This is a genomic window from Marinobacter sp. G5_S1_61_S3, assembly GCF_054968585.1.
In genome coordinates this window covers 112,376-133,784 of the sequence record NZ_JBQKUK010000012.1, presented here as the reverse complement: position 1 = coordinate 133,784, position 21,409 = coordinate 112,376, and the positions used below count along the sequence as shown (strand labels likewise).

22 protein-coding genes are annotated in these 21,409 nt (G+C 57.8%); 8 read left to right on the top strand and 14 right to left on the bottom strand.

Annotated elements, in window-relative coordinates; all coding sequences use genetic code 11:
* Genes sufD through sufB form a run of 3 tightly spaced genes read right to left on the bottom strand, consistent with a single transcriptional unit; the run spans position 1 to position 3,582 of the window.
* Positions 1-1,287, bottom strand: coding sequence for a Fe-S cluster assembly protein SufD (gene sufD, locus ACTRWH_RS13495; RefSeq protein ID WP_462826513.1), 1,287 nt, complete (start codon positions 1,285-1,287; stop codon positions 1-3).
* 12 nt (positions 1,288-1,299) lie between these two features.
* Positions 1,300-2,073, bottom strand: coding sequence for a Fe-S cluster assembly ATPase SufC (sufC, locus tag ACTRWH_RS13490; protein WP_462826512.1), 774 nt, complete (start codon positions 2,071-2,073; stop codon positions 1,300-1,302).
* 60 nt (positions 2,074-2,133) lie between these two features.
* Positions 2,134-3,582 carry a Fe-S cluster assembly protein SufB gene (gene sufB, locus ACTRWH_RS13485; protein WP_075194399.1) on the bottom strand — a complete coding sequence of 483 codons (1,449 nt, stop codon included), beginning with the start codon at positions 3,580-3,582 and terminating at the stop codon, positions 2,134-2,136.
* Between the two features lie 453 nt (positions 3,583-4,035).
* On the opposite strand from sufB, the gene ACTRWH_RS13480 reads away from it, so the two are divergent.
* Entirely contained in the window at positions 4,036-4,389 is a 354-nt protein-coding gene (locus ACTRWH_RS13480) for a helix-turn-helix transcriptional regulator (RefSeq protein WP_041334002.1), read from the top strand.
* Between the two features lie 62 nt (positions 4,390-4,451).
* Here ACTRWH_RS13480 and fabB read toward each other — a convergent pair whose 3' ends face one another.
* From fabB to ACTRWH_RS13450, 6 genes are all read right to left on the bottom strand, one after another.
* Positions 4,452-5,663, bottom strand: a complete 1,212-nt coding sequence (fabB, locus tag ACTRWH_RS13475; protein WP_085679192.1) for a beta-ketoacyl-ACP synthase I — start codon at positions 5,661-5,663, stop codon at positions 4,452-4,454.
* Between the two features lie 10 nt (positions 5,664-5,673).
* A complete protein-coding gene (fabA, locus tag ACTRWH_RS13470) occupies positions 5,674-6,183 on the bottom strand; it encodes a bifunctional 3-hydroxydecanoyl-ACP dehydratase/trans-2-decenoyl-ACP isomerase (RefSeq protein WP_007153372.1) in 510 nt (169 codons plus the stop codon).
* Positions 6,184-6,342: 159 nt separating this feature from the next.
* On the bottom strand, positions 6,343-7,173 hold the full coding sequence (locus ACTRWH_RS13465; protein ID WP_091642891.1) for an ion transporter: 831 nt from the start codon (positions 7,171-7,173) through the stop codon (positions 6,343-6,345).
* Between the two features lie 79 nt (positions 7,174-7,252).
* Positions 7,253-7,708, bottom strand: coding sequence for an EVE domain-containing protein (locus ACTRWH_RS13460; protein WP_091642894.1), 456 nt, complete (start codon positions 7,706-7,708; stop codon positions 7,253-7,255).
* Positions 7,709-7,787: 79 nt separating this feature from the next.
* Positions 7,788-8,477 (bottom strand): PAQR family membrane homeostasis protein TrhA, encoded by a 690-nt coding sequence (gene trhA / locus ACTRWH_RS13455; protein ID WP_462826511.1) that lies wholly within the window; start codon positions 8,475-8,477, stop codon positions 7,788-7,790.
* 91 nt (positions 8,478-8,568) lie between these two features.
* On the bottom strand, positions 8,569-9,279 hold the full coding sequence (locus tag ACTRWH_RS13450) for a Crp/Fnr family transcriptional regulator (RefSeq protein WP_462826509.1): 711 nt from the start codon (positions 9,277-9,279) through the stop codon (positions 8,569-8,571).
* Between the two features lie 147 nt (positions 9,280-9,426).
* Here ACTRWH_RS13450 and ACTRWH_RS13445 point away from each other — a divergent pair, with 147 nt between their 5' ends.
* Entirely contained in the window at positions 9,427-10,347 is a 921-nt protein-coding gene (locus ACTRWH_RS13445; RefSeq protein ID WP_041334011.1) for an AEC family transporter, read from the top strand.
* Here the strand turns inward: ACTRWH_RS13445 and rrtA are convergent.
* A complete protein-coding gene (rrtA, locus tag ACTRWH_RS13440; protein ID WP_085679207.1) occupies positions 10,337-10,924 on the bottom strand; it encodes a rhombosortase in 588 nt (195 codons plus the stop codon). The genes ACTRWH_RS13445 and rrtA overlap by 11 nt on opposite strands.
* Before the next feature lie 93 nt (positions 10,925-11,017).
* Between rrtA and ACTRWH_RS13435 the strand changes: the two genes are divergently transcribed.
* Positions 11,018-12,643: a M12 family metallo-peptidase gene (locus tag ACTRWH_RS13435; protein ID WP_462826508.1), complete on the top strand. Its 1,626-nt coding sequence runs from the start codon at positions 11,018-11,020 to the stop codon at positions 12,641-12,643.
* Positions 12,640-13,125, top strand: a complete 486-nt coding sequence (locus ACTRWH_RS13430; RefSeq protein ID WP_151982994.1) for a DUF6174 domain-containing protein — start codon at positions 12,640-12,642, stop codon at positions 13,123-13,125. Before ACTRWH_RS13435 ends, ACTRWH_RS13430 begins: the two co-directional genes overlap by 4 nt.
* Here ACTRWH_RS13430 and ACTRWH_RS13425 read toward each other — a convergent pair.
* From ACTRWH_RS13425 to thpD, 3 genes are all read right to left on the bottom strand, one after another.
* The gene (locus ACTRWH_RS13425; RefSeq protein ID WP_041334016.1) at positions 13,093-13,743 is read right to left on the bottom strand and encodes a cation efflux transmembrane domain-containing protein; all 651 of its coding nucleotides are present in this window, start codon (positions 13,741-13,743) and stop codon (positions 13,093-13,095) included. The two genes, ACTRWH_RS13430 and ACTRWH_RS13425, sit on opposite strands and share 33 nt — an antisense overlap.
* 80 nt (positions 13,744-13,823) lie before the next feature.
* Positions 13,824-14,276, bottom strand: coding sequence for a Cd(II)/Pb(II)-responsive transcriptional regulator (gene cadR / locus ACTRWH_RS13420; protein WP_085679212.1), 453 nt, complete (start codon positions 14,274-14,276; stop codon positions 13,824-13,826).
* A gap of 33 nt (positions 14,277-14,309) precedes the next feature.
* Positions 14,310-15,224 (bottom strand): ectoine hydroxylase, encoded by a 915-nt coding sequence (gene thpD, locus ACTRWH_RS13415; protein WP_126811634.1) that lies wholly within the window; start codon positions 15,222-15,224, stop codon positions 14,310-14,312.
* Between the two features lie 277 nt (positions 15,225-15,501).
* On the opposite strand from thpD, the gene ACTRWH_RS13410 reads away from it, so the two are divergent.
* Complete coding sequence (locus tag ACTRWH_RS13410; protein ID WP_036208860.1) at positions 15,502-16,095, top strand: DUF2845 domain-containing protein; 594 nt, start codon at positions 15,502-15,504, stop codon at positions 16,093-16,095.
* A 2-nt stretch (positions 16,096-16,097) separates the two neighbouring features.
* A complete protein-coding gene (locus tag ACTRWH_RS13405; RefSeq protein WP_228210153.1) occupies positions 16,098-17,786 on the top strand; it encodes an HAD family hydrolase in 1,689 nt (562 codons plus the stop codon).
* Between the two features lie 2 nt (positions 17,787-17,788).
* Here ACTRWH_RS13405 and ACTRWH_RS13400 read toward each other — a convergent pair whose 3' ends face one another.
* Positions 17,789-19,036, bottom strand: coding sequence for a substrate-binding periplasmic protein (locus ACTRWH_RS13400; protein WP_151982992.1), 1,248 nt, complete (start codon positions 19,034-19,036; stop codon positions 17,789-17,791).
* A 141-nt stretch (positions 19,037-19,177) separates the two neighbouring features.
* On the opposite strand from ACTRWH_RS13400, the gene ACTRWH_RS13395 reads away from it, so the two are divergent.
* Positions 19,178-19,894: a response regulator gene (locus ACTRWH_RS13395; RefSeq protein WP_091642905.1), complete on the top strand. Its 717-nt coding sequence runs from the start codon at positions 19,178-19,180 to the stop codon at positions 19,892-19,894.
* Positions 19,881-21,350 (top strand): ATP-binding protein, encoded by a 1,470-nt coding sequence (locus ACTRWH_RS13390; protein ID WP_449288124.1) that lies wholly within the window; start codon positions 19,881-19,883, stop codon positions 21,348-21,350. Before ACTRWH_RS13395 ends, ACTRWH_RS13390 begins: the two co-directional genes overlap by 14 nt.
* The last annotated feature ends 59 nt before the right edge of the window (positions 21,351-21,409 follow it).

Here is a 21,409-nt window from a genome sequence, read left to right as displayed (position 1 = left end):
TCAGGCCTCCTGAAACGTCTGATCGAAAAATTCATTCAGCCGGAGCTGGGCAGCGTCTTTGACCGCCTGAACCGGAATCTGTTCAACAAGTTCGTTAATAAAGGCCATTGTCAAAAGGGTATTGGCCTCACGGCGACCGATGCCGCGGGATACCAGATAGAACAGGGAAATCCTGTCGAGCTGGCCGATGGTGGCACCATGGGCGCATTTGACGTCGTCCGCGTAAATCTCCAACTCGGGCTTGGTGTCGATTTCGGCGCCGGTGGAGAGCAACAGGTTCTTGTTGTTCATGTTCGCGTTGGACTTCTGGGCATCCTCGTGGATATGGATGCGGCCATTGAACACCGCGTGGGACTCGTCTGCAGCGATATTGCGATAGGTTTCCTCGCTGTCGCAGTGAGCGGCCACGTGTTCAATGGAGGTATGGTTGTCGTAGTGCTGTTTGCCCTGGGTGACAACCACGCCGTTCAGTTTGCACTCACCGCCTTCGCCTTCCAGCCGAACCTGCAGGTCATGGCGACGCAGTGGTCCGCCGAAGCCCACGCAGTGGCTCTCGAAGCGGGAATTGGCGGCCTGGCGAACACCGGTAGCCCCGATGTGCTGTACATTTTCGCCTTCCATGACCAGCCGCACATTCGTGACCTGGGCTCCATCTGCCAGTACAAACTCGGTGACGGTATCCACCATGACCGGCTCCTCGCCACTGGAGAGGTATTCCTCTACCACCGTAATCTGGCTGTGACGCGCGGCATCCACATAAATGCGCGGGTACGCCGAGCCGGAAGCTGTGCCGGTCACTTCGTGCACGATGAACAGCGGCTGATCGAGAACCGCTTCCTTGTCCAGCTGGATGTACAGGCCGTCTTCAAAGCGAGCGGAGTTCAGTCGCGCCATCTGTACGGCACGGGTGTCCAGCGTGTTGTCCAGGCGTTCGGCCAGGGCCGCGGCCTCGTCATCGTCCAGATCGGCGAAGCGTTGAATGCGGATGCCATCCAGGTCCGGAAAGTCCGAGGCCTCCGGAATCATCACGCCGTTGTGGAACACCACGCGATAACCGGGAATCGACAAGCTGCAGCCGTCCTTGCCGGTTGTGGGCAGGGTGGTGGCCAGTTCGTCGGTCAGCTTCAGGTGCCGGCTGGAGTATTTCCAGTTCTCGGTTTTGCGGGTGGGCAATGGCATATCCACCAGTGCCGTGCCCCGCTGTTTGCGCAGTTCAAGCAACGGCTCGGGCAGCGAATGCCCGCCCGGCTCAAGGAAGGCGCTGGAAATGGTTGGTGCTGGTTTCATTCCACGGCCTCCTTAGCTGGCTGCACTGGGGGTGGCTTCTTCGTCTTTCACGCCGAGCCAGCCGTAGCCACGCTCTTCGAGCTCGAGGGCCAGCTCGCGACCCCCGGATTTGACGATCCTGCCACCGGCCAGTACATGAACATGGTCTGGCACGATGTGGTTCAGCAGACGCTGGTAGTGAGTCACCATCAGAATGGCACGGTCTTCGGCGCGCAGGGCGTTTACGCCCTTGGAAACCACCTGCAGGGCATCAATGTCGAGCCCTGAGTCTGTCTCATCCAGAATGGCCAGCTTTGGCTGCAGCAACAGCGCCTGAAGAATCTCATTGCGCTTCTTCTCGCCCCCGGAGAAGCCTTCGTTGACACCGCGCTTGAGGAACGCCGGGTCCAGGTCCACCTGTTTGGAAACCTCTTTGGCCAGCTTCATGAACTCCGCGGCGTTCATTCCCTGCTCGCCGCGGTGTGTGCGCATGGCGTTGACGGCGGTGCGCAGGAACTGCAGGTTGCTGACGCCGGGAATCTCCACCGGATACTGGAACGCCAGGAAAATACCTTCACGAGCCCGCTCTTCGGTTTCAAGGTCCAGCAGGTTCTCGCCGTTCAGGCTGATTTCGCCCTGGGTTACCTCAAATGTCTCATTGCCTGCCAGCACCTGGGACAGGGTGCTCTTGCCTGAGCCGTTGGGGCCCATAATGGCGTGAACTTCCCCGGCCTTGATCTCCAGGTTGATGCCCTTGAGGATCTCTTCACCCTCAACGGATGCGTGCAGGTTCTTGATGCTTAGCATTTCTGGCGTCTCTCTATAATCTGAAAACTGGAATCTGAATATCTGTATATGAGCCTGGGCTTAACCAACGGACCCTTCAAGGCTGACTTCAAGCAACTTGCCAGCTTCCACGGCAAACTCCATCGGCAGCTCCTTGAACACCTCTTTACAGAAGCCGTTCACAATCATGGAAACCGCCTGCTCCGGGTCGATGCCACGCTGGCGGCAGAGGAACATCTGCTCGTCGCTGACCTTGGAGGTGGTTGCCTCGTGCTCAACGATGGCCGACTTGTTCTTGCTCTCGATGTACGGGAAGGTGTGGGCGCCACAGCGGTCGCCGATCAGCAGCGAATCACACTGGGTATAGTTACGTGCACCTTCCGCACCCGGGCCGAACTTCACCAGCCCGCGATAGGCGTTGGAGCTCTTGCCGGCGGAAATGCCCTTGGAGATGATGGTGCTGGACGTGTTCTTGCCCAGATGAATCATCTTGGTACCGGTATCCGCCTGCTGGTAATTGTTGGTCAGTGCCACCGAGTAGAATTCGCCCACGCTGTTGTCACCACGCAGCACGCAACTCGGATACTTCCAGGTCACCGCGGAACCGGTTTCGACCTGGGTCCAGGAAATCTTGGAGTTCTTGCCAATAGCGGCGCCTCGCTTGGTGACGAAGTTGAAGATGCCGCCTTTGCCATTCTCATCGCCCGGGTACCAGTTCTGCACCGTGGAATATTTGATCTGTGCATCGTCCAGGGCCACCAGTTCAACAACGGCAGCGTGAAGCTGGTTTTCGTCGCGCATCGGCGCGGTGCAGCCTTCCAGATAACTGACGTAGCTGCTGTCCTCGGCGATGATCAGGGTGCGCTCGAACTGCCCGGTATTGGCCGCGTTAATGCGGAAGTAAGTGGACAGTTCCATGGGGCAACGAACACCCTTGGGTACGTACACGAACGTGCCATCTGAAAACACGGCGGAGTTCAGGCCCGCGAAAAAGTTGTCGCCTGCAGGAACCACAGAACCCAGATACTTTTTCACCAGTTCCGGGTAGTCCTGGATGGCCTCCGAAATGGAGCAGAAGATTACGCCTGCCTTGGCCAGCGGCTCCTTGAAGGTGGTCGCCACCGAAACGGAGTCGAATACGGCGTCAACAGCCACGCCGGCGAGCTTTTCACGCTCGTGCAGGGGAATGCCCAGTTTCTCGTAGGTCTTGAGCAGCTCAGGGTCGACTTCGTCGAGGCTCTGGGGCATGTCTTCCTTGCGCTTGGGCGCGGAGTAATAGGAAATCGAGTTGTAGTCGATTTTCGGGTAACCCACGTGTGCCCAGTCCGGCTCGTCCATTTCCAGCCAGCGACGGTAGGCCTTCAGGCGCCATTCCAGCATCCATTCCGGCTCTTTCTTAATGGCGGAAAGGCGGGCAATGACGTCTTCGTTCAGGCCGGGCTCGAACGTGTCGGCTTCGATGTCTGTTACGAAACCGTGTTCGTATTCCCGTTTGATCAGCTCGTTCACCTCTTTATCGGTGGTCGCCATGATCGTCGCTCCGTATTCTCTCATCTCGGGCCTTGCAGCCCCTGGTGTCGCCGGTAGTCTCGTGTTCAGGGCTGCCGGGCGGATGTCATAAATTCATGCGTCGCAGTGATCGCCCCAGATCTGGGTGCGCCCTGCAATCGGTTTTTGGATGACGGATTGGGTGCGGCCCTGTTGAAAATCAAGGGCAATATCCGTTTCTTCTGGTGAGTGAGTATACAATACCAGAGTAAAATAGTCAGGTATTAAATTGCGCGTGTCGTGATTATACCTTAATCGACCCTTGTGGCACTAAGGGTGCGGTAATCGGGTCGATAGCCCGGCTCTTTGTGCTATTAGGCGGAGTGTGTCTTCCTGTCTGCGACTAAAGCCCAATATGGTTATTTTCGGCTAACATGTGTACGCTGACCAGCGCAGGTAAAGCGTGCCTGCAGGGAATGATCAGGAGACCGTGACATGCACTCAGAACCGATGAAGCCCCGCGCGGCTATGGCACCGTTCAGTGCGCGAGTGACTTCGTTGATTGCCGGGCATCTGGAGCGAGGTCGGGTAGGGGTGGAGGCTGTTGCCTCTCAACTGCACATGAGCCGGCACACGCTCCATAAAAGATTGAAAGAAGAAAATCTGACCTTTGCTGCGTTGCTTGAGGACATCCGGCGTGAACGGGCGCTGGCCTACCTGAAGGATCGCAGTAAGCCCCTGGTGGAAATCGCTGAACAGCTCGGGTTCTCCGAACTCAGTGCTTTCAGCCGTGCGTTCAAACGCTGGATGGGTAAATCGCCAGGAGCCTACCGCTCGCGGGTTGCTTAAGGAATATTGAAAACGCCGGGGCCGCAAATTTGTGCGTGCCCCGGCGGCTTGCTGCCGGGTGGTCAGGCTTTCTTGAAGATCAGCGTGCCATTGGTGCCGCCGAAGCCAAAGCTGTTGCTCATCACCAGGGGCAGATCCACGTTGTCCTGCCGTTCCCGCACGATGGGGTAGCCTTCGGCGCCCTCATCCAGGTTCTCGATATTGGCTGACGGAGCAATAAAGTTCCCCCGCTGCATGATCAGGCTGTAGATGGCCTCGTGCACACCGGCTGCGCCCAGAGCATGGCCGCAAAGTGGCTTGGTTGAGCTCAGTGGCGGTATCTTGTCGCCAAAGGTTTCCTTCAGGGCTTTGAGTTCGGTGACATCCCCCGCTGGCGTGCTGGTGCCGTGGGTGTTGATGTAGCTGATCTCGCCATCGATGTTTTTCATCGCCTGCTGCATGCAGCGAATGGCGCCTTCACCGCTGGGCGCCACCATATCGGCGCCGTCAGAGGTTGCGCCGAAGCCCACCAACTCGGCCAGGATGTTGGCTCCGCGAGCTTCCGCATGCTCCAGGGCTTCCAGTACCAGGATGCCGCCGCCGCCAGAGATGACGAAACCGTCCCGGTCACGATCGTAGGTGCGGGAGGCTTTTCCGGGGGTGTCGTTGTATTTGGTGGAGAGCGCACCCATGGCGTCGAACATCAGGCTCAACGTCCAGTGGATGTCTTCACCGCCACCGGCAAACATCACGTCCTGGCGGCCCAGGGCAATCATATCGGCGGCATGGCCAATGGAATGGGCGCTGGTGGCGCAGGCTGAGGTGATGCCGTAGTTGATGCCGGTAATGCCAAATGCCGTGGCAAGAGAGGCGTTGATAGCGCTGCCCATGGTGCGGGGCACACGATAAGGCCCTACCCGGCGGATGCCTTTCTCACGGTGGGTGTCGATGGCGTCCATCAGCTCCACCGTTGATGCACCGCCAGCGCCGGTAATGACGCCGGTAGAGTTGGCGCGGATGTGCTCTTCTGTCAGCCCGGCTTGTTCAATGGCTTCTTTCATCGCCAGGTAGGTGTAGCCGGAGGCCGGGCACATGAAGCGCATCAGTTTGCGGTCGATCAGTTCCGGCAGATTCAGGTCAATCTGTCCGCATACATGGCTGCGCAGACCGTTGTCCTTGGCTTCCTGGCTAAAGCCAATGCCAGGAATTGAATCCCGCAGGGACCGGGTTACTTCGTCTTGATTGGTTCCGAGGCTGGAGACGATTCCCATGCCTGTAATAACAACACGACGCATTTAACGGCTCCTAGAAGTCATCCGTAGAATTGAACATGCCGACCTTCAGGTCTTTGGCGGTGTATATTTCCCGGCCATCCACTTCCATACGGGCATCGGCAATGGCCATGGTGAGCTTGCGGCGGATGACCCGTTTGATGTCGAGGTGATACCGAACGAGTTTGTTCGTGGGTAGCACCTGGCCGGAAAACTTCACCTCACCGCTTCCAAGCGCGCGCCCCTTGCCTTCACCTCCGGTGGCTGCCAGGAAAAAACCCACCAACTGCCACATGGCGTCCAGGCCCAGACAGCCGGGCATGACCGGATCGTCCACAAAATGAACCTTGAAGAACCAGAGGTCCGGGTTGATGTCCAGCTCGGCAACGATGCTGCCTTTGCCATAGAGCCCGTCGGTTTCGCTGAAATGGGTAACGCGGTCCATCATCAGCATTTCATTTATGGGCAGTCGCATCTTGCCGGGGAAGAGCGTGCCTTGTCCGCAGGCTTCCAGATCGGCCTTGGTAAAGTGATCAGGGGTCATAATGCCAGTGTTCCTGTTACAAAATGGTTTCTTATACTTTAGCTGGTATTACCGCTAAGGCTATTGACCATTGGTTGCAGTTTGCAGTCGGGCACAAATTTTCTGTGACGATTTTCCACTTCGCCATGGCGACGCCACCCTGGCCAACGACTCCGGAGGTCAGCGCCCCCCGGATTTTTCGGATACCTGCTTCGTCAGTTCCTGCAGCTGTTGCTGAACCGCCTTTAACTGGCGTGCGATCTCGTCCCGTTCATCGTGGGCTTTCTGGGCCTGCTCCGCGTTCTGTTCTTCACTCATGACTTCCAGGATCGCCCCGATCATCATGTTGAGGAATACGAACGCCGTCAGGAATATGAACGTCAGGTAGTAGAGCCAACTGAGCGGGTAGGATTCCATCGTGGCATACATTACATCCGTCCAGTCCTCGAAGGTTGCCACCCGGAACAGAGTAAGCATGGCTATGGCGACATCGCCCCAAAGGGTCTCGTCCACGTCGGCAAAGAACATTGAGCCCATGGCCGCATAAATGTAGAAAATGATAAACATCAACAGGGCGATGTAGCCCATGCGCGGGATGGCTTTCAGAAGAGAGTTGATCAGGAATCGCAGCTCTGGCACCACAGAGACCAGGCGCAACACCCGGAACACTCGCAACAATCGGCCAAGCAGCACGGCGTCGGAGTTGTCCAGTGGAATAAGGCTGCCAACCACGACCAGTGTGTCGAACAGGTTCCAGCCGTCCATCAGAAAGCGTTTCTTGTTGGGGCAGGCAGCAAAACGGAACAGGATTTCTATCAGGAAAAACAAGGTGATGGCGTTGTCCATCACGCTAAGGGAACCCTCCACCAGTGGCGGAAGCTCATAGGTCTTTGCGCCAATGGTGAGCGCCGACAGGATGATAATGCCGATAACCACGCTCTGGAATATCCGGCTGGACTCAATGCGGCGCAGTTGTTCGAATCCGGTTGTGGGGCTTGGTTGGGCAGACATGGGAAAACAGCAACTCCATAACGATCGCGGAGCCTGAATTCTAAAGGGAGTGGGCCGGATTGGGTAGCGGGAACTGTGCTCAGGCGTTGGCGAGTATGATCCGCCACTGCTCTTCAGTAACGGGCATCACCGACAGGCGGTTGCCACGCCTGATCAGCGCCAGGCCATCAAGCCCCGGCAGGGACTTGATTTCATCCAGTGGGATCAGTCGCGGCAGCTTTTTCTCAAAGGCCATATCAACGGCCTGCCAGCGTGGCTTGTCCGGTGTGCTTTTGGGGTCGTAGTAGGGCGAGTTTTCCCGGAACTGGGTCGGGTCCGGATAGGCGGACGTGACGACGCGGACAATCCCTGCCACGCCAATGTGTTTGCAGCTGGAGTGGTAAACAAGCACGTCGTCCCCCTCGGCCATTTCCTGCAGGAAATTTCGCGCCTGATAGTTGCGCACTCCGTCCCAGGGGATGGTCTGATCCTTCGCGTTCTCAAAGTCATCAATGCTGCATTCGGACGGTTCGGTCTTGACCAGCCACTTTGCCATCGCTCGGCTCCCGACATGGTGAGGTTATACAGTATAACCAAAATCCGGCTCGTCTGGCCGTTATGGCACAGTCACGCTGTCAAAGGGTATGGGGCAGGACGCCGTAGTAGATTGCGCTGAAGTGGAGGGCGCTGCCGCCGATGACGAACAGGTGCCATACCGCATGCATGTAGGGAATGCGGTCCGCGAGGTAGAAGCCGACGCCGGCTGTGTAGACCACGCCACCCGCGATGGTCAGGTAGAGGGCTGTCTCGCTGATGCTCGCTACCAGGTCCGATGAGGCGAAGGAGATCAGCCAACCCATGGCAATGTAGATACCTACACGTGCCAGTTTGAAGCGGTTCTGGAAGATGACTTTCAGAACCACGCCGGTAGCCGCCAGGGACCAGATGATGGCAAACAGGGTCCAGCCACTGGTGCCGCGCATGTTGACCAGCAGGAAAGGGGTGTAGGTGCCGGCGATCAGCACGAAGATGGCGCAGTGATCCAGGGTCTTGAACAGCGCTCGCATCCGGGGGTGGCGGGCACCATGGTAAAGCGCCGATGCCAGGTAAAGCATGATCAGGGACGCGCCAAAAATACTGAAGCTGACGATCTTCCAGACATCACCCAGTTGGCTGGCCGCGACGATCAATGCAATCGTGCCGATCACGCTAAGAAGGGCGCCGAGACCGTGGGTGGCGCTGTTCAGCCATTCCTCGATACGGTGATGGACGGATTCTTCGGGGTTCTCGCGAGCTTTCATGGGTGCCTGGTTCGGTTCTGTCATGCCGCTACGGTACTTCAGCGTACAGGTGTACGCAATAGACGAAGTGTGACGTGTTGTTCAGCTCGAACCCGTAATGACGCTGTTCGATGGATTATCCCGAGCTGCGGCCGTTGCCAGACGCTTTCTTCAGCCTTGAGAAGGTTGCCGGCACCACACCCAGCCACGACGCCAGCTGGTTGTCCGGCACCCGCTTGATCAGCTCGGGATACTCGTCCAGCAACAGCCGGTAACGCTCCTGGGCCGGCATGGTTTGCTTGCGGAATTCCCTCATGCTGGTCAGCTCGGCGACTTCCTCCGTCAGCACAATGGCGAACTTTTCCCAGGCGCCATCCCCCTGTGCCTGGACTGCTGCCCGGAACGCGGAAAAATCGGCCACCCAGAGGGTTGCGGGGGTAACGGCTGTGAGGCACAGGGTGTTGCGGGAAGTTCGGCTTCTGCCAAAGACAGGCCAGATCAGATCCCCTTCCGTGAAAAAATGGTGGATGGCCACCTTTCCCGTCAGTGATTCCCGGAACAGTCGAAGCACACCGTGCTGGATCAGGTACACGTTACCCCAGGGGCGGTTGTGTCGCTCCAGGTCGGTTTCAGCGTCCACCCGGCATTTCTGGAACAGTCCGCCCAGTTCACTGACGAAGCGCTGTTGGGGGTTGTCGCTGTCGTTGCTCAGATGAATGCCAAAGCAGTGGCTGAGCCCGCTGAGTAACGCATGGGACTCCGGCGCGGGCTCATGCCAGATAATATCCCGGTGTCGCTCTGCCAGCATGCAGGGGGGCGATGAGCTGGCAATCGGTTCCTGTTTCATGGGAGCACCTTGGCTGAGTCGGTTGTCGGAGTTTGGCATCTGGATAGGTACATTCAAAATAAATTAAACCAGTTTGTCTTAGCGGCTGAATCAATATTCCTGCTGGTGTTAAACTCGGTGCCTTTCTTGCCCTGTACCGGAGTCAGCATGGCCGCGGCCCTCGCACTGTTCTACAAACTGCTCCCCCTGTATATCACGGTTGCCCTGGGTTGGGTTGCCGGGCGTTATCTTCAGGCCAGCGGTAAACACATCGCCGGTATCATGCTCTACATTGTAACGCCCTCTGTGGTGTTTTCCGGCGTTATGGCGGCACCGCTCTCGACGGAAGTGATCCTGTTGCCACTACTGGTTTTTACGCTGTGTTCGGTGCTCGGTTTTGCGCACATGAGGATTGCCCGCGGTATGATTTCGGACGGCAGCGCCAGTCTTATTCCGTTGTCGGTGGGCACGGGCAATACCGGTTATTTTGGCATACCGGTGGCATTGCTGCTGTTTGGTCAGGAAGGACTGGCGCTTTATATCGTGTGCATGCTGGGTACGACGCTGTTCGAGAATTCCGTGGGCTTCTATCTGGCCGCCCGGGGACGATACAGCCTCAAGGATTCCCTCGTGAGGGTGGCGCGGCTGCCTTCAGTCTACGCCTTTATGTTGGCGGTTGTGCTGAACCTGAACGGATTTTCCATCCCGGATGTTTTCACGCCGCTTTTCGACAATCTTCGTGGGGCCTACAGTGTCCTCGGCATGATGATTATTGGCATGGGGATTCTCAGTTTCCGCGGGCTGGCGGGCAACCCGCGTTTTACCGGCCTGGCGTTCTTCGGCAAGTTCGTGTCCTGGCCGCTGGCGGCCATCGTGCTCTGGTGGCTGGATGCCCGTTTCTTTGGTATCTATAACCTGGCCGTCTACCAGGCGATTTTCCTGATTTCCATAACGCCCATTGCCGCCAATACGGTGGTCATAGCCACGCTGCTGGACACCGCGCCAAAACAGGCCGCCGGCACCGCCTTGCTGAGCACCTTGTTTGCCCTGGCGTTTATTCCGGTGATGGTGGCTCTGGTTATGCCGTAACCCGGGGAGCGGTGCGTAAGGTGAACAAGCCCGCTATCAGGCCGGTGAGCGCGCCAAGCCAGTGGGATTGGACGATGACATGGCCCCCAATCAATGGGTTTTCGCCAACCGCCGGGTATAGAAACACCTCCGTTGCCATCTTCAGCAGAATGAATGCCAGTATGGTGATGCTCCAGCGGGTATCCGTTTTGATATTGAACAAGGCCGTAAACACCAGAAGCCCATGAAGACAGCCTGAAAACCCCCGATACCAGTCAACCTCGGGCGCCGCCAGAAACAGGCCTGAAGATATGGCGAGAGGGGAGAGAATCAGGTAGCTTATCCAGCTCGGCAGGGGGGGATGCCTTGTGAACAACAGGCCGGTTACCAGTAGCCCCGCCAGGTTGAGTAGCAGGTGGTTCAGACCCAGGTGGGTCCAGTGGCCGGTGAGCAGCCGCCAGTACTCGCCGCCAGGAATACCCTCACGAGACCATTCCAGAGCGCTTGCCGGCCACAGGAATGCAGCCGCCAGAAGCGCTGCCAGTACCGTGAATCGCGGCCAGTAAGGGAACAGTTGTGGTGATCGTGTGTGTGTCATAAATACACGGCGTTACACAAAACGTCTGGTGCCCTGTTTGCGGATTGATTAGATTTTGTGCACCCCCTTTAAACAACAAAACAGGGATGTTCAATGCAGTTCAAGTTTATACAGGTTGTTGCGGCCATAATCACCCTCATGCTCCTTGCTGTAACCCCTGTGGCTGCGGAAACCAGCATGGTTCGTGACATCTGGATCGAGGGTCATGATTACGCAGCGGTGCTGGAGGAGAACTTGCGGGTGGACAACGCCCGGGATTCCGACCTTGCCGGCACTCACTATAAAGGGCAATTCCCGGAAGACCCGGACAGTTGGGTGAGGGTTTCCCGCCTGGACAGCGGCTGGGAAGGCTTGGCGTACGTTTTCGGGCGCATGCATGCCATCGGCGATGCCCCTCGTGCCAGTCGGGTGACCAGTTTTAGTACCAGCCAGTTGGAGGCGCCGCAGTGCGGTCTTGATCATCTCCACGGCCGAACATTCATCACTCCGCAAAGCTTGACCGGTCGTGCCATGGCGCAGGCGGTCTCCGCCAGTTACGACACACTCTGCGCAAACAAGGTAGACGGCGCCTGCCTGATGCTGGAACTTGAGCTGGCGTTTGACCAGCAGTTCCAGGATCGCTTCCCGGGCGACTTCCAGGGCCGTGCAGGAGCCATACTGAATATGGTGGAAGGCTTCTACGCTGATCAGTTCGGCATTGTGTTTGATACCTTATCGCTGACGTTCACCGGGCCGGGGACGTTCGACAGCACCACGGATGCGGGAACCCTGCTGGACGACGTAACTGCCCGTCGCGACAGCCGCAGCTTACCGTTCCTGAAAAGCGAACGTTCGATATTTCACCTGATCAGCGGTCGTGAATTCGATGGCGCCACGGCAGGCCTGGCGTGGGTTGGGACGGTGTGTTACTCGGATGGCTTTGCATCAGGAATAACCAACGCCTACGACACCAATACAACCACCGCGGTTGTGATCGCCCATGAGATCGGCCATAACCTGGGTGCAAGCCATGACTCGCCAGATAATGGGTGCGATGAAGGCGTAAATATCATGAGCCCTTATGTGGTGTCCTCGGCCACGCAGTTCTCCCAGTGCTCCGACGATGCCATTACCAACAGGATTTCCCAGCTAAATTCGGTCGAACAATGTTTTAACTTCCCGGCGGATGCGGGGCTCACCGCCGTCTCCGGAAACCCGAGTGAGGTTCAGGCTCAGTCGTCGTTTCAGGCGCATTTCGACATTGCGTATCGCCGGGCTGCCGAGCCAGCAGACGGCCTTGTCGTTGCAGGGGCTATCGGTGATCAGGAGGGGCGCTTGCTGGGCGTCAGTGTAGGTGGCGCAGCCTGTACCTTGCTGGACACCGATGCCTATGACTGTGGTGAAATACAGGCTAGAACGGGGCTTCAGCTCAGCGTTCACGCGGTTGCCGGCGATCGCCCGACTTTCAGTTTGCTGCAGAATGTGAGCCTGGCCAGCAACAGCGGTGACGTTAAGGATATCCGGCCGATAAACGATTCGATACTGACGGAAATTGCGGTTACCGACAATGAGTCTGGGACGACGGGAGAGCCGGACGACGCTGAACCGACATCAGGCACTCCGGAAACTTCCGGTTCTGGTTCAAGTTCTGGGGGAGGCGGCGGTGGTTCCGTTTCCTGGTGGTGGCTTGTGGTCGCGGTATTCGCGGCGGGCCTTCGTCGCCAGGGCCGGGTAGAATGATCCCGCAGCGGCTTTCGCTTTTACTGATCGGCTTCGCCCTGGCCGGTTGCGGGAGCTCAGTGTCCCAGGCCGGTGCGGACAATGCCCCCGTGCCGGCACCGGAGACTCTTGAGCACGCTGAGGCCGTGTGGGACAGCCATGCAACCGAGCGTTACCAGGTGACCGTGCAGCAAACCTGCTTTTGTCCAGAGGACATGCGTCAGCCAATACGCGTGACGGTATCAGCAGGTGAGGTCGTGAAGGCAGAAGGCCTTGAGCAGCCTTTGCAGAACCGGAACCTGCTGGACAACCAGAGGCTCACCGTTGCGGGGCTTTTCCTGTTTATCGAGCAATCCGCGGCGAAAGATCCACACAGGCTTGAGGTGGTGTACGACGCCCGTTATGGCTTCCCTCGCCGCATTGATTACGACGGTCACGAGATGATTGCCGACGACGAGTTCCAGTACGAGTTATCGGACTTCCGGGCTGGCGGAACTGACTGACGCCTGTTTGGCGCCTTCAATATCCTTCCGGGCATGACGCACTACGCTGACACCCGCGGTAATAGCCAAGCCGCCCATGATGGTCGCCACGGCCAGGTCAGGCCACGCGGTGCCAGTACCAAATACCCCCAGGGCGGCCACCATGACAGCGACATTGCCGATAGCATCGTTGCGACTGCACAGCCACACCGAGCGCATGTCTGAATCGCCATCCCGGTAACGGAACAGTATCAGTGCCACAACGACGTTTGCCACCAGTGCCATAAGGCCCACGACCCCCATGGTCAGCGGCTCCGGTGTGATGCCGCTCTGAAGTACCCAGATGGCCCGGGCGAGTACGATGACACCGAAAACGGCCATCGTAATACCTTTCACCAGGGCGGCCCGGCCGCGCCAAAGCATACCCATGGAAAGTACGGTCAGGGACAGCACGTAGTTGGCGCTGTCGCCAAAGAAGTCGATGGCATCGGCCATCAACGACACCGACCCGGATTGAAGGCTTGCGATGCCTTCCACCAGAAACATTGCAAGGTTGACCCAAAGCGCAATCCACAATGCCTTTCGAAAGCCTGGAGCGGGGGATTTTGGGTTGGGGGCGGAGCAGCTACTGCAGGCCATGAATACCTCCTTATGTGAGACTGTATTCATTAAAAACCCTGTAGCTACTACAGAGTCAAACCCCGTCGCGAAAATGGTGTTCAGCGAGAGCCGTGAGTGCCGGGAATATGGTTGTGGTTGCCGGAGGACGCTTCATGGGCCGGCTCCGAAGTCAGTCCGCCGAGGATGCCGCACTCGCTGACTGTACGGCCTTCGGAGCAGGCATGCTGCAGTTGTTCAAGGGTATCTTCCAGGCTTTCAAGCTCCTGCAAACGCTCGCGTACATGGCTGAGGTGCCGAGCCAGAAGGGCATCCACCTCACTGCAATCAGAGTCCGGCTGGTCGGCCAGGCGTATGAGCTCCCGGATTTCGTCCTGTGCCATATCCAGGTTACGGCAACGTTTGATGAACAGCAGGCGATCAAGGTGGCTTTGCCGGTATTGGCGATAGCCACTGGCCAGGCGGTCGGGTGCCGGCACCAGCCCGATTTTTTCGTAGTAGCGAATGGTTTCTACCGGAATGCCTGTGGTTTTCGAGATTTCGCCAATTTTCATGGTTGTTCGCCTGCCGTTTGTCCGCCAAGACCGTTATGGGTTCTTGACCGGCTTCAATGGTTCCAGATTTTTCCGGTTGGCCAGAAATTCAGGCCGTGGTTTATTGCCACAATAAGGCTCTTCCAGAGTATTGTGAACGCTGTTGTAAACGAAAAACAGGTTGCTTCGCGGCCAGCACGACATATTCACGTTGGAACCATGCAGCGTGTTGCACTCGAAGATGATCAACGACCCCGGTGGGCCCTTCGGTGCCTCAATGGCGTTCTCGTCCATCAACCGGGTCAGACTGGCTGCGTCTGGAACCCCGAGATCCTGGCTCTTGAGGGATTCCTTGTAGTTGTCCTCCGGCGTGCGACCGACGCAGGGGATAAAATACTTCTGGGAACCCGGAATCAGCATCAACGGGCCGTTGAACTCGTTGTTGTCGGTCATCACGATGGAACAACTGAGGCTGCGCATGCGCGGCATGCCATCCTCGCTGTGCCAGGTTTCGAAATCGGAATGCCAGTTGAACCCCTTGCCTTTGAAACCGGGCTTGTAGTTGATCCGCGACTGGTGAATGTAGACCTCGCTGTCCAGCAACTGACGCACGATGTTGAGCAGGTGAGCATCACGGGTCAGCCGGTCAAAGCGTTCCGAAATGTCATGAATGCCGAAGATGGATCGGATCTCCTCCTTTCCGGGCTCAAGAATGGTGCCCTCAGACAGCTTGAGGTCGTCATCGTCCTCGTAGTCTTTAAGCTCTTTGATAAACCCGTCCATCTCGTCCTTGGAGAAGAAGGAATCAAAAAACAGAAACCCCCTTTCATCGAACTCTCGCACCTGTCTGGCGGACAATGGGCCGTCAGACAGGCGCTCCGAAGGGGTGTGTACCACAGGATCCAGTCGCTCAAACATGCCCAGTTTGCGTTCGAGGCGTGTCGGAAACAGGTCTTGTGGGCGTGCCATATGTGTCCTCCTTTTTGCGGTAGATAAACAAATCCGTTGGGGTCTTAAGATGTATTTCAACCGTTGATATGGAGGGGCCCTTGAAACATCTTCGAGCGAGGCTACCGTTTGAAAAGTCCACTACCAACCGGCCATGAGTCGTGATCCTTTGAACAGTGAACGTTGATTGCCGAGGATCAGACGGTGGTTGTTTACGTGTTTTTTACGATTTACGGGTGCCCAACTCCTTTTCATGCTTCTACTATGGAAGGTTAGGAGCGTTCAGGGGAGGAAGGGTATGCGGTTGCCGTTATCAATCAGAGTGTTGTTGCTTTTGGTTCTTCCGGGGTTGGCTGCCTTGCCGGGTGCCGCCAATGGTGCTTTTCGCTGTGGCTCGTCACTGGTGGACGTCGGCGACTGGCCAGTGGAGGTTGAAGAGCGCTGCGGTGCGCCGGATTACGTAGCGACCTACCCAACGGCCACCGTTCCCGGAATAGGTGTTGTGGGCGAAGTCGAGCATTGGTACTACAACCCCGGCCCACAGGGATTTATTCGCCGCCTTGAATTCAGGAATGGCAAGCTCCGGCATGAGCACAGCCTGGGCTATGGCTTCGCCGGCGACAGTGCCGGTGACTGCTCTCCGGCGCGGCTGCAAAGCGGGCTCAGCGAATTCGAAATGGTGGCCTATTGCGGTGAGCCGCTTTCCCGGCGGGTCACCTGGGAACCCGTTGGCCGTGGATCAACGGTCGCCGGTCACTACCGTGCCGATCAACTGGTGCCTGTGGAAGAGTGGCTGTACGAGACTGGAAAGACCCAGTTCCGCCGCATCGTCAAGTTGCGTAATGGGCGGGTGGTTCACGTGGAGACCGCGAAGAAACCAACGGGAAACTGATTATGGCCCGATTCAGCGATGGACTGCCCGCACCCTCGGTATTGATGTTTGACTGGCATGGCACGCTGGTGGATACGCACGACGCCATGTTCAGCGCCATGGAAGAGATGCTGCCGCAGCTGGAAGACCTGGGCCTGGTGGACCGGCTGCTGCCCGAGGACAAATGTCGCACCTCAGACGATGCTCGCCTGGTCCGTTACATACGGATCTTCAGGCGGCTGCACCCGCGCATTCTGGCGGAACGGCGGGTATCACGAACCGATATCTTCAACGCCATCTTTGGCGACGATAAAGACGCCAAGCTGATTGCCCATAAAGCCTACAACGATTGTTACCGGAAATACTTCGGCAAGGTACGGCCCTTCCAGCAGGGCGCCTACGAGTACCTGACCGCCATGAAGGAAATGGGCATCCAGCTGGCGGTGTCCACCAACCGCAACCGGGAGTTCCTGGACAAGGAGCTGAGCATGGTGGACGAGGGGCGCTGGAGCAACCTGTTTGACGCTACGGTGTGCGCCGACGATGTCACCGAGTACAAGCCCGATCCGGAAGTGATTACCCGCGTGCTGGAGAAACTGGGGCTGCCAGTCGACGAACAGGCCTGGTATGTGGGCGATAGCTACGTGGATATGCTCACGGCCAACCGTGCCGGGGTATCGGGTGTTTTCTACAATGGCGCCTGTTGGGAGCCGGATCGAATTGACAGTTGGTTCAGTTATCGCGACGCTCCGGCCGCCATACTGGACAGCTTCGAAGACCTCATAGACCTGTTGGCGTTGCTGGAGCGACATCAGCCAAAGGCGTTTCGGGCCACTCCGGCGGAAGTCCGGCCACGGCCCTATCCTCGGCCGGAACCGCCACAGCCCCGCATTGAGCCGGATTGGCATCCTGCCGTTGTCAGCCTGATCCGCCCGTCGGTGGTGTTGTTCGACTGGCACGCCACGCTGGTGGATACCCTGGACGCCATGTATCACGCGGTGGATGATATGTTCCCGGAATTCGAGGAACTGGGCCTGGTCAGCCGTATGCTGGCGCCGGAAGACAGCAAGACACCGGAAGACGCTCGGCTGGTGGCTTACGTGCGGGAGTTTGCCAAGCTTCACCCCAAGGTTCGGGCCGACCGCAAGATTTCGCGCACCGATATTTTCGAGGTCTTGTTCGGGGAGGATCAGGAGGCCAAGCAGATCGCCCACAAAGCGTTCAATCGTCACTACCGCGAGCACTACGGCACGGTGAAAGCCTTTGAGCCGAAGGTGCGGGCCGTTCTTGAGGGACTTCGGCGGATCAATATTCAGGTGGGTGTTATTACCAATCGTGACCGGGAATTCTTCGAGCATGAGTTGGCCGCCGTAGAGGACACCGGTTGGACGCATCTGTTTGATGTGGACGTCTGTGGAGACGACACGCCGCTGAGAAAACCTCATCCCGATCAGCTTTATCTTGCCGTGCAGAAGCTGGATTACCCGCCAGACCCGAGCGTCTGGTACGTAGGTGACAGCACCACAGACGTGATAGCCGCCAAACGCGCCGGCATGACGGCGGTGTTTTTCAACGGTGCGCAGTGGGATTTGCCCTGGCTGAACCGGATCTTTCCGGGCACTCACAAGCATCCGGATAAGCCGGATGTGGTGGTCAATGACTTTTCGGAATTCTGGGCGCTGGTGCTGGCCTGCGAAATCGGCCCGCCGTAATATCAGTGAGGCCGGCTGTTCGCCAGCGCCTCTTCGATGTCGAGTCCAAGGGAGATAACGCCCTTTGGCAGCTTGTCGGTAATGGGCCCAACGGGGGCGCTGACCGTCACCTGAAAGCGGGACGTCGAGGCATCGTATCGAATGTCCGAAAGGTACATGGCCTCCAGCCCGGTTAAACCGGAGCGGATGTTTGATACGACAGCGTTGAACTTTGGCTCATCCCCCTGCCAGTAATCCGATGTGAGTTGGCTCATGGCGACCAGAGTGCCCATGTTATTGGAGAGCAATGCCTCGGTGACCAGTTCCGGGTGAGTAAGCGTCCAGGCATTCAGAGTTCGCGATCCCGGCAACTCAAGTATGGTAGTGGCAAGGTCGGTTGCCTTTTCCGGTGCCCGTGCCTGCCACATGCTGTCGAAGGTCAGTACGTCCGCCAGGGTTTCGAGGCGTGGGCCGGCATCAATGGCTTGTTGCAGGTCCAGCATGCTGTCGAGCTCGCTGAACAGCCGGTCCGCCAATTGCCTTATGCGCTTGTCCTCCTCTGCGGAGAGTGTAATCTGCCCCTCCATGCACCCGGGTAGATAGCGGTTAAAGCTTGAGATGAAGCCCGGGTTGTTGGCGGTGAAATTCTCGCTCATATACAGATACAGCGGCGCGTAGCGAAGAAAGTGTGCGTTCAACTCGTTGTAACCCGTACCCTCCATGTGTTGCAGGCCACTCATGGTTCGCTCATCCATCAGAGCGGCGTCAATTCGCCCGCGCCTGAGCAGGGCTGGCAACTGGCTTGGTGATGACACGCTCAGAAAAATGTTATAACCATTGGCTTCGAGCCAGGCTTTCTCGTTGCTGCCGTCGACAACGCCGATACGGGCGGTGTCTGGGATGGGGCCGGGTTCTGTGTTGAAAAGGTACCACTTCTCCAGCGATACGGGGTCACTTCTTCTTGCCGTGATATCCAGCTCTGTGGACGGATCTATGGCAAAGTATCCGTCAATGAGATTGCGGCTGAGTGAGTGCGCAGCCCGGTTCTGGGGAGCGAGCCGAATGTTCGTGGACCAGCCGGCCTGGTTGGCCGCGCAGGTCACGGTATCTACGGTTTCGCCAACCACATTCGCTACGCCATCCGCTGTCTGCGCAGACATCTGGTAAGGCGGGGATTCAAATGTGTAGAGAGTGAGTGTGGGAGGCCCGGCGTGGCACACGGAAACAGCTAGGGTGCCGAGTACGCTCAGGGCCATAGGCCGAAGATCCATGATGACCGTGTCATCCCTTTTGTTGACAATGCTGACTGAAGACTAGCATTTGGATGTGGGTTTTGCCTTACTTTGTCTGACAGCGGCCCGACAAAGTTCAGGCATCTCCCCGCTCGAATGAATAACAATAAAGGCTTATGAATGTCTGATGTAAAAACATCGATTCTGGTTGTTGACGACGACCTGGCAATCCGTGAGTTGTTGCATGAGCACCTGTCTCGTGTCGGCTACGATGTCATGACCGCGGCCGAGGGCGACAGTATGCGCCGCACTCTGTCAGAGGCACGGGTCGATCTGATTGTCCTTGATGTCATGTTGCCGGGCGACGATGGCTTCACGCTGTGCCGTGAGATTCGTGAGCACTCACAGGTGCCGATCATCATGCTGACCGCGAGCTCGGACGAAACCGACCGTGTGGTCGGCCTTGAAATCGGTGCCGACGACTACCTGGCCAAGCCCTTCAGCGCCCGGGAGTTGCAGGCCCGGGTCAAGGCACTGTTGCGACGCTCCGGGTTCAATCGTGCGGACAATCCCCGGTTCGTATGCTTTGATCGCTGGCGGCTGGACACCCAGGCCCATGAGCTTATCTCGGACCAGGGAGAAGCCACTCCGTTGTCCGGCGCGGATTTTTCGTTGTTGCAACTGTTCCTGGCACACCCCAATGAAGTCCTGGACCGTGACACCATTTCCGGCGTTACCCGGGGGCGGGAGTCCATGCCGCTGGACCGGGTGGTGGATGTGGCGGTCAGCCGCCTGCGCCAGCGCTTGGGAGACCAGGGGCGGAGCCCCAGGCTGATCAAGACGGTGCGAGGGGCAGGGTATCTGCTGGCGGCAACGGTGACCCATGGCGCGGAATAACGAGGGAGCCTTAGAAACCGGCCGCAAGGTCTGGCGTCTTGTGCCTTCGTCGCTTCTCGGGCGCATTCTGTTGCTGACTCTGCTGGCAATGGGCGTTGCCCAGATCGCCTCCAGTGTGATCTGGGTGGGCACATTTCGCGCCCAGCAGGTGGAGGGCCTGGTCAGCACCACCCGCAACCTGGCCTCATCAGCGGCGGCAACAACGCAGTTCTTCAAGTCCCTGCCACTGGAATACCGGCATATTGTGCTGGACCAGCTGCGGGATATGGGAGGCTCCCGCTTTTTTGTCTCCCTCAACGACAAACACATCGATATGCGTGCGTTGCCTGACAGTGAACGCAAGCGGCTGGTGACAGACGAAGTCGTGGCGGTGTTGAAAAGCCGGTTGGGCAAATCGATAAATCTGCACGTAGAGTTTGTTCACCCCGATGACCTGCGAATACTGAATACCCAGTTGCCATTGGATGCGTTGCCGAAATCCTGGGCTCACTATGCTTTGACGCTGGAACCCATCAAACCGCCCGTTCTGGTGACTCAGGTGGAGATTGCCACAGGAGAGTGGCTGTACCTGGCTTCGCTGTTGCCGGCGCCCTATGTCTCGCTGGATGATGAAAGCATCCCGGGCCAGCAGATCGTGTTTATCCTGGTGATGATAGGGGTTCTGTTCCCGGTGCTGGCCTGGCTGGTGCGTCGCCAGACCCGACCATTGCACAAGCTGGCCAGGGCAGCGCGGGACCTGCCGCTGGATGAACACCGATCACCATTGAGAGAGCAGGGTAGTGCGGAAATTGTGGCGGTAACCCGTGGCTTCAATACCATGCATCGGCGGCTACAAAGTTACATCAGCGACAGGGATCAGCTGTTCCGCGCAATCTCCCACGATCTGAAAACCCCGATAACCCGGCTTCGCCTGCGCGCCGACCTGATTGACGATGCCGACATTCGCGAGCGATTCGAGAGCGACCTTCAGGAGCTGGAATTGCTGGTGAAGGGGGCCTTGCAGGGTATGAAGGACACCGACATCCATGAAAACGTGGAGTTGGTCGATATTGACGGCATGTTACGGCGAATGGCGGAAGCGTATGGAGGAGAGAGCCCGCGGGTGGTCGTGGAAGGAAACTGCGCGGCTTATCGCGGCAAACCACTGGCGCTCAAACGATGCCTGGGTAACTTGGTGGACAATGCCGTCAAGTATGGGGACTCTGCGACCATCAGTGTGGAGGACTCCCCTGAGCAGTTGACGATCCACGTCCGGGATTACGGGCCGGGTATTCCGGAGGCCGAACTTGGACGGATTTTCGAGCCCTACTACCGCCTGGGTCAGGAACACCGGCGAGGGCATGGGCTTGGTCTCGGCATAGCCCGTAACATTGCCCAAAGCCATGGTGGCGACCTTGAAATCGCGAATTGGCCAGGCGGTGGCCTGGACGTCACCCTCACGCTGCCCCGACATTGAGGCGGCATGTAACAACCGTGTTACATCGGCCTTTCAGTTTGATACGTTCCTCCCCGAGG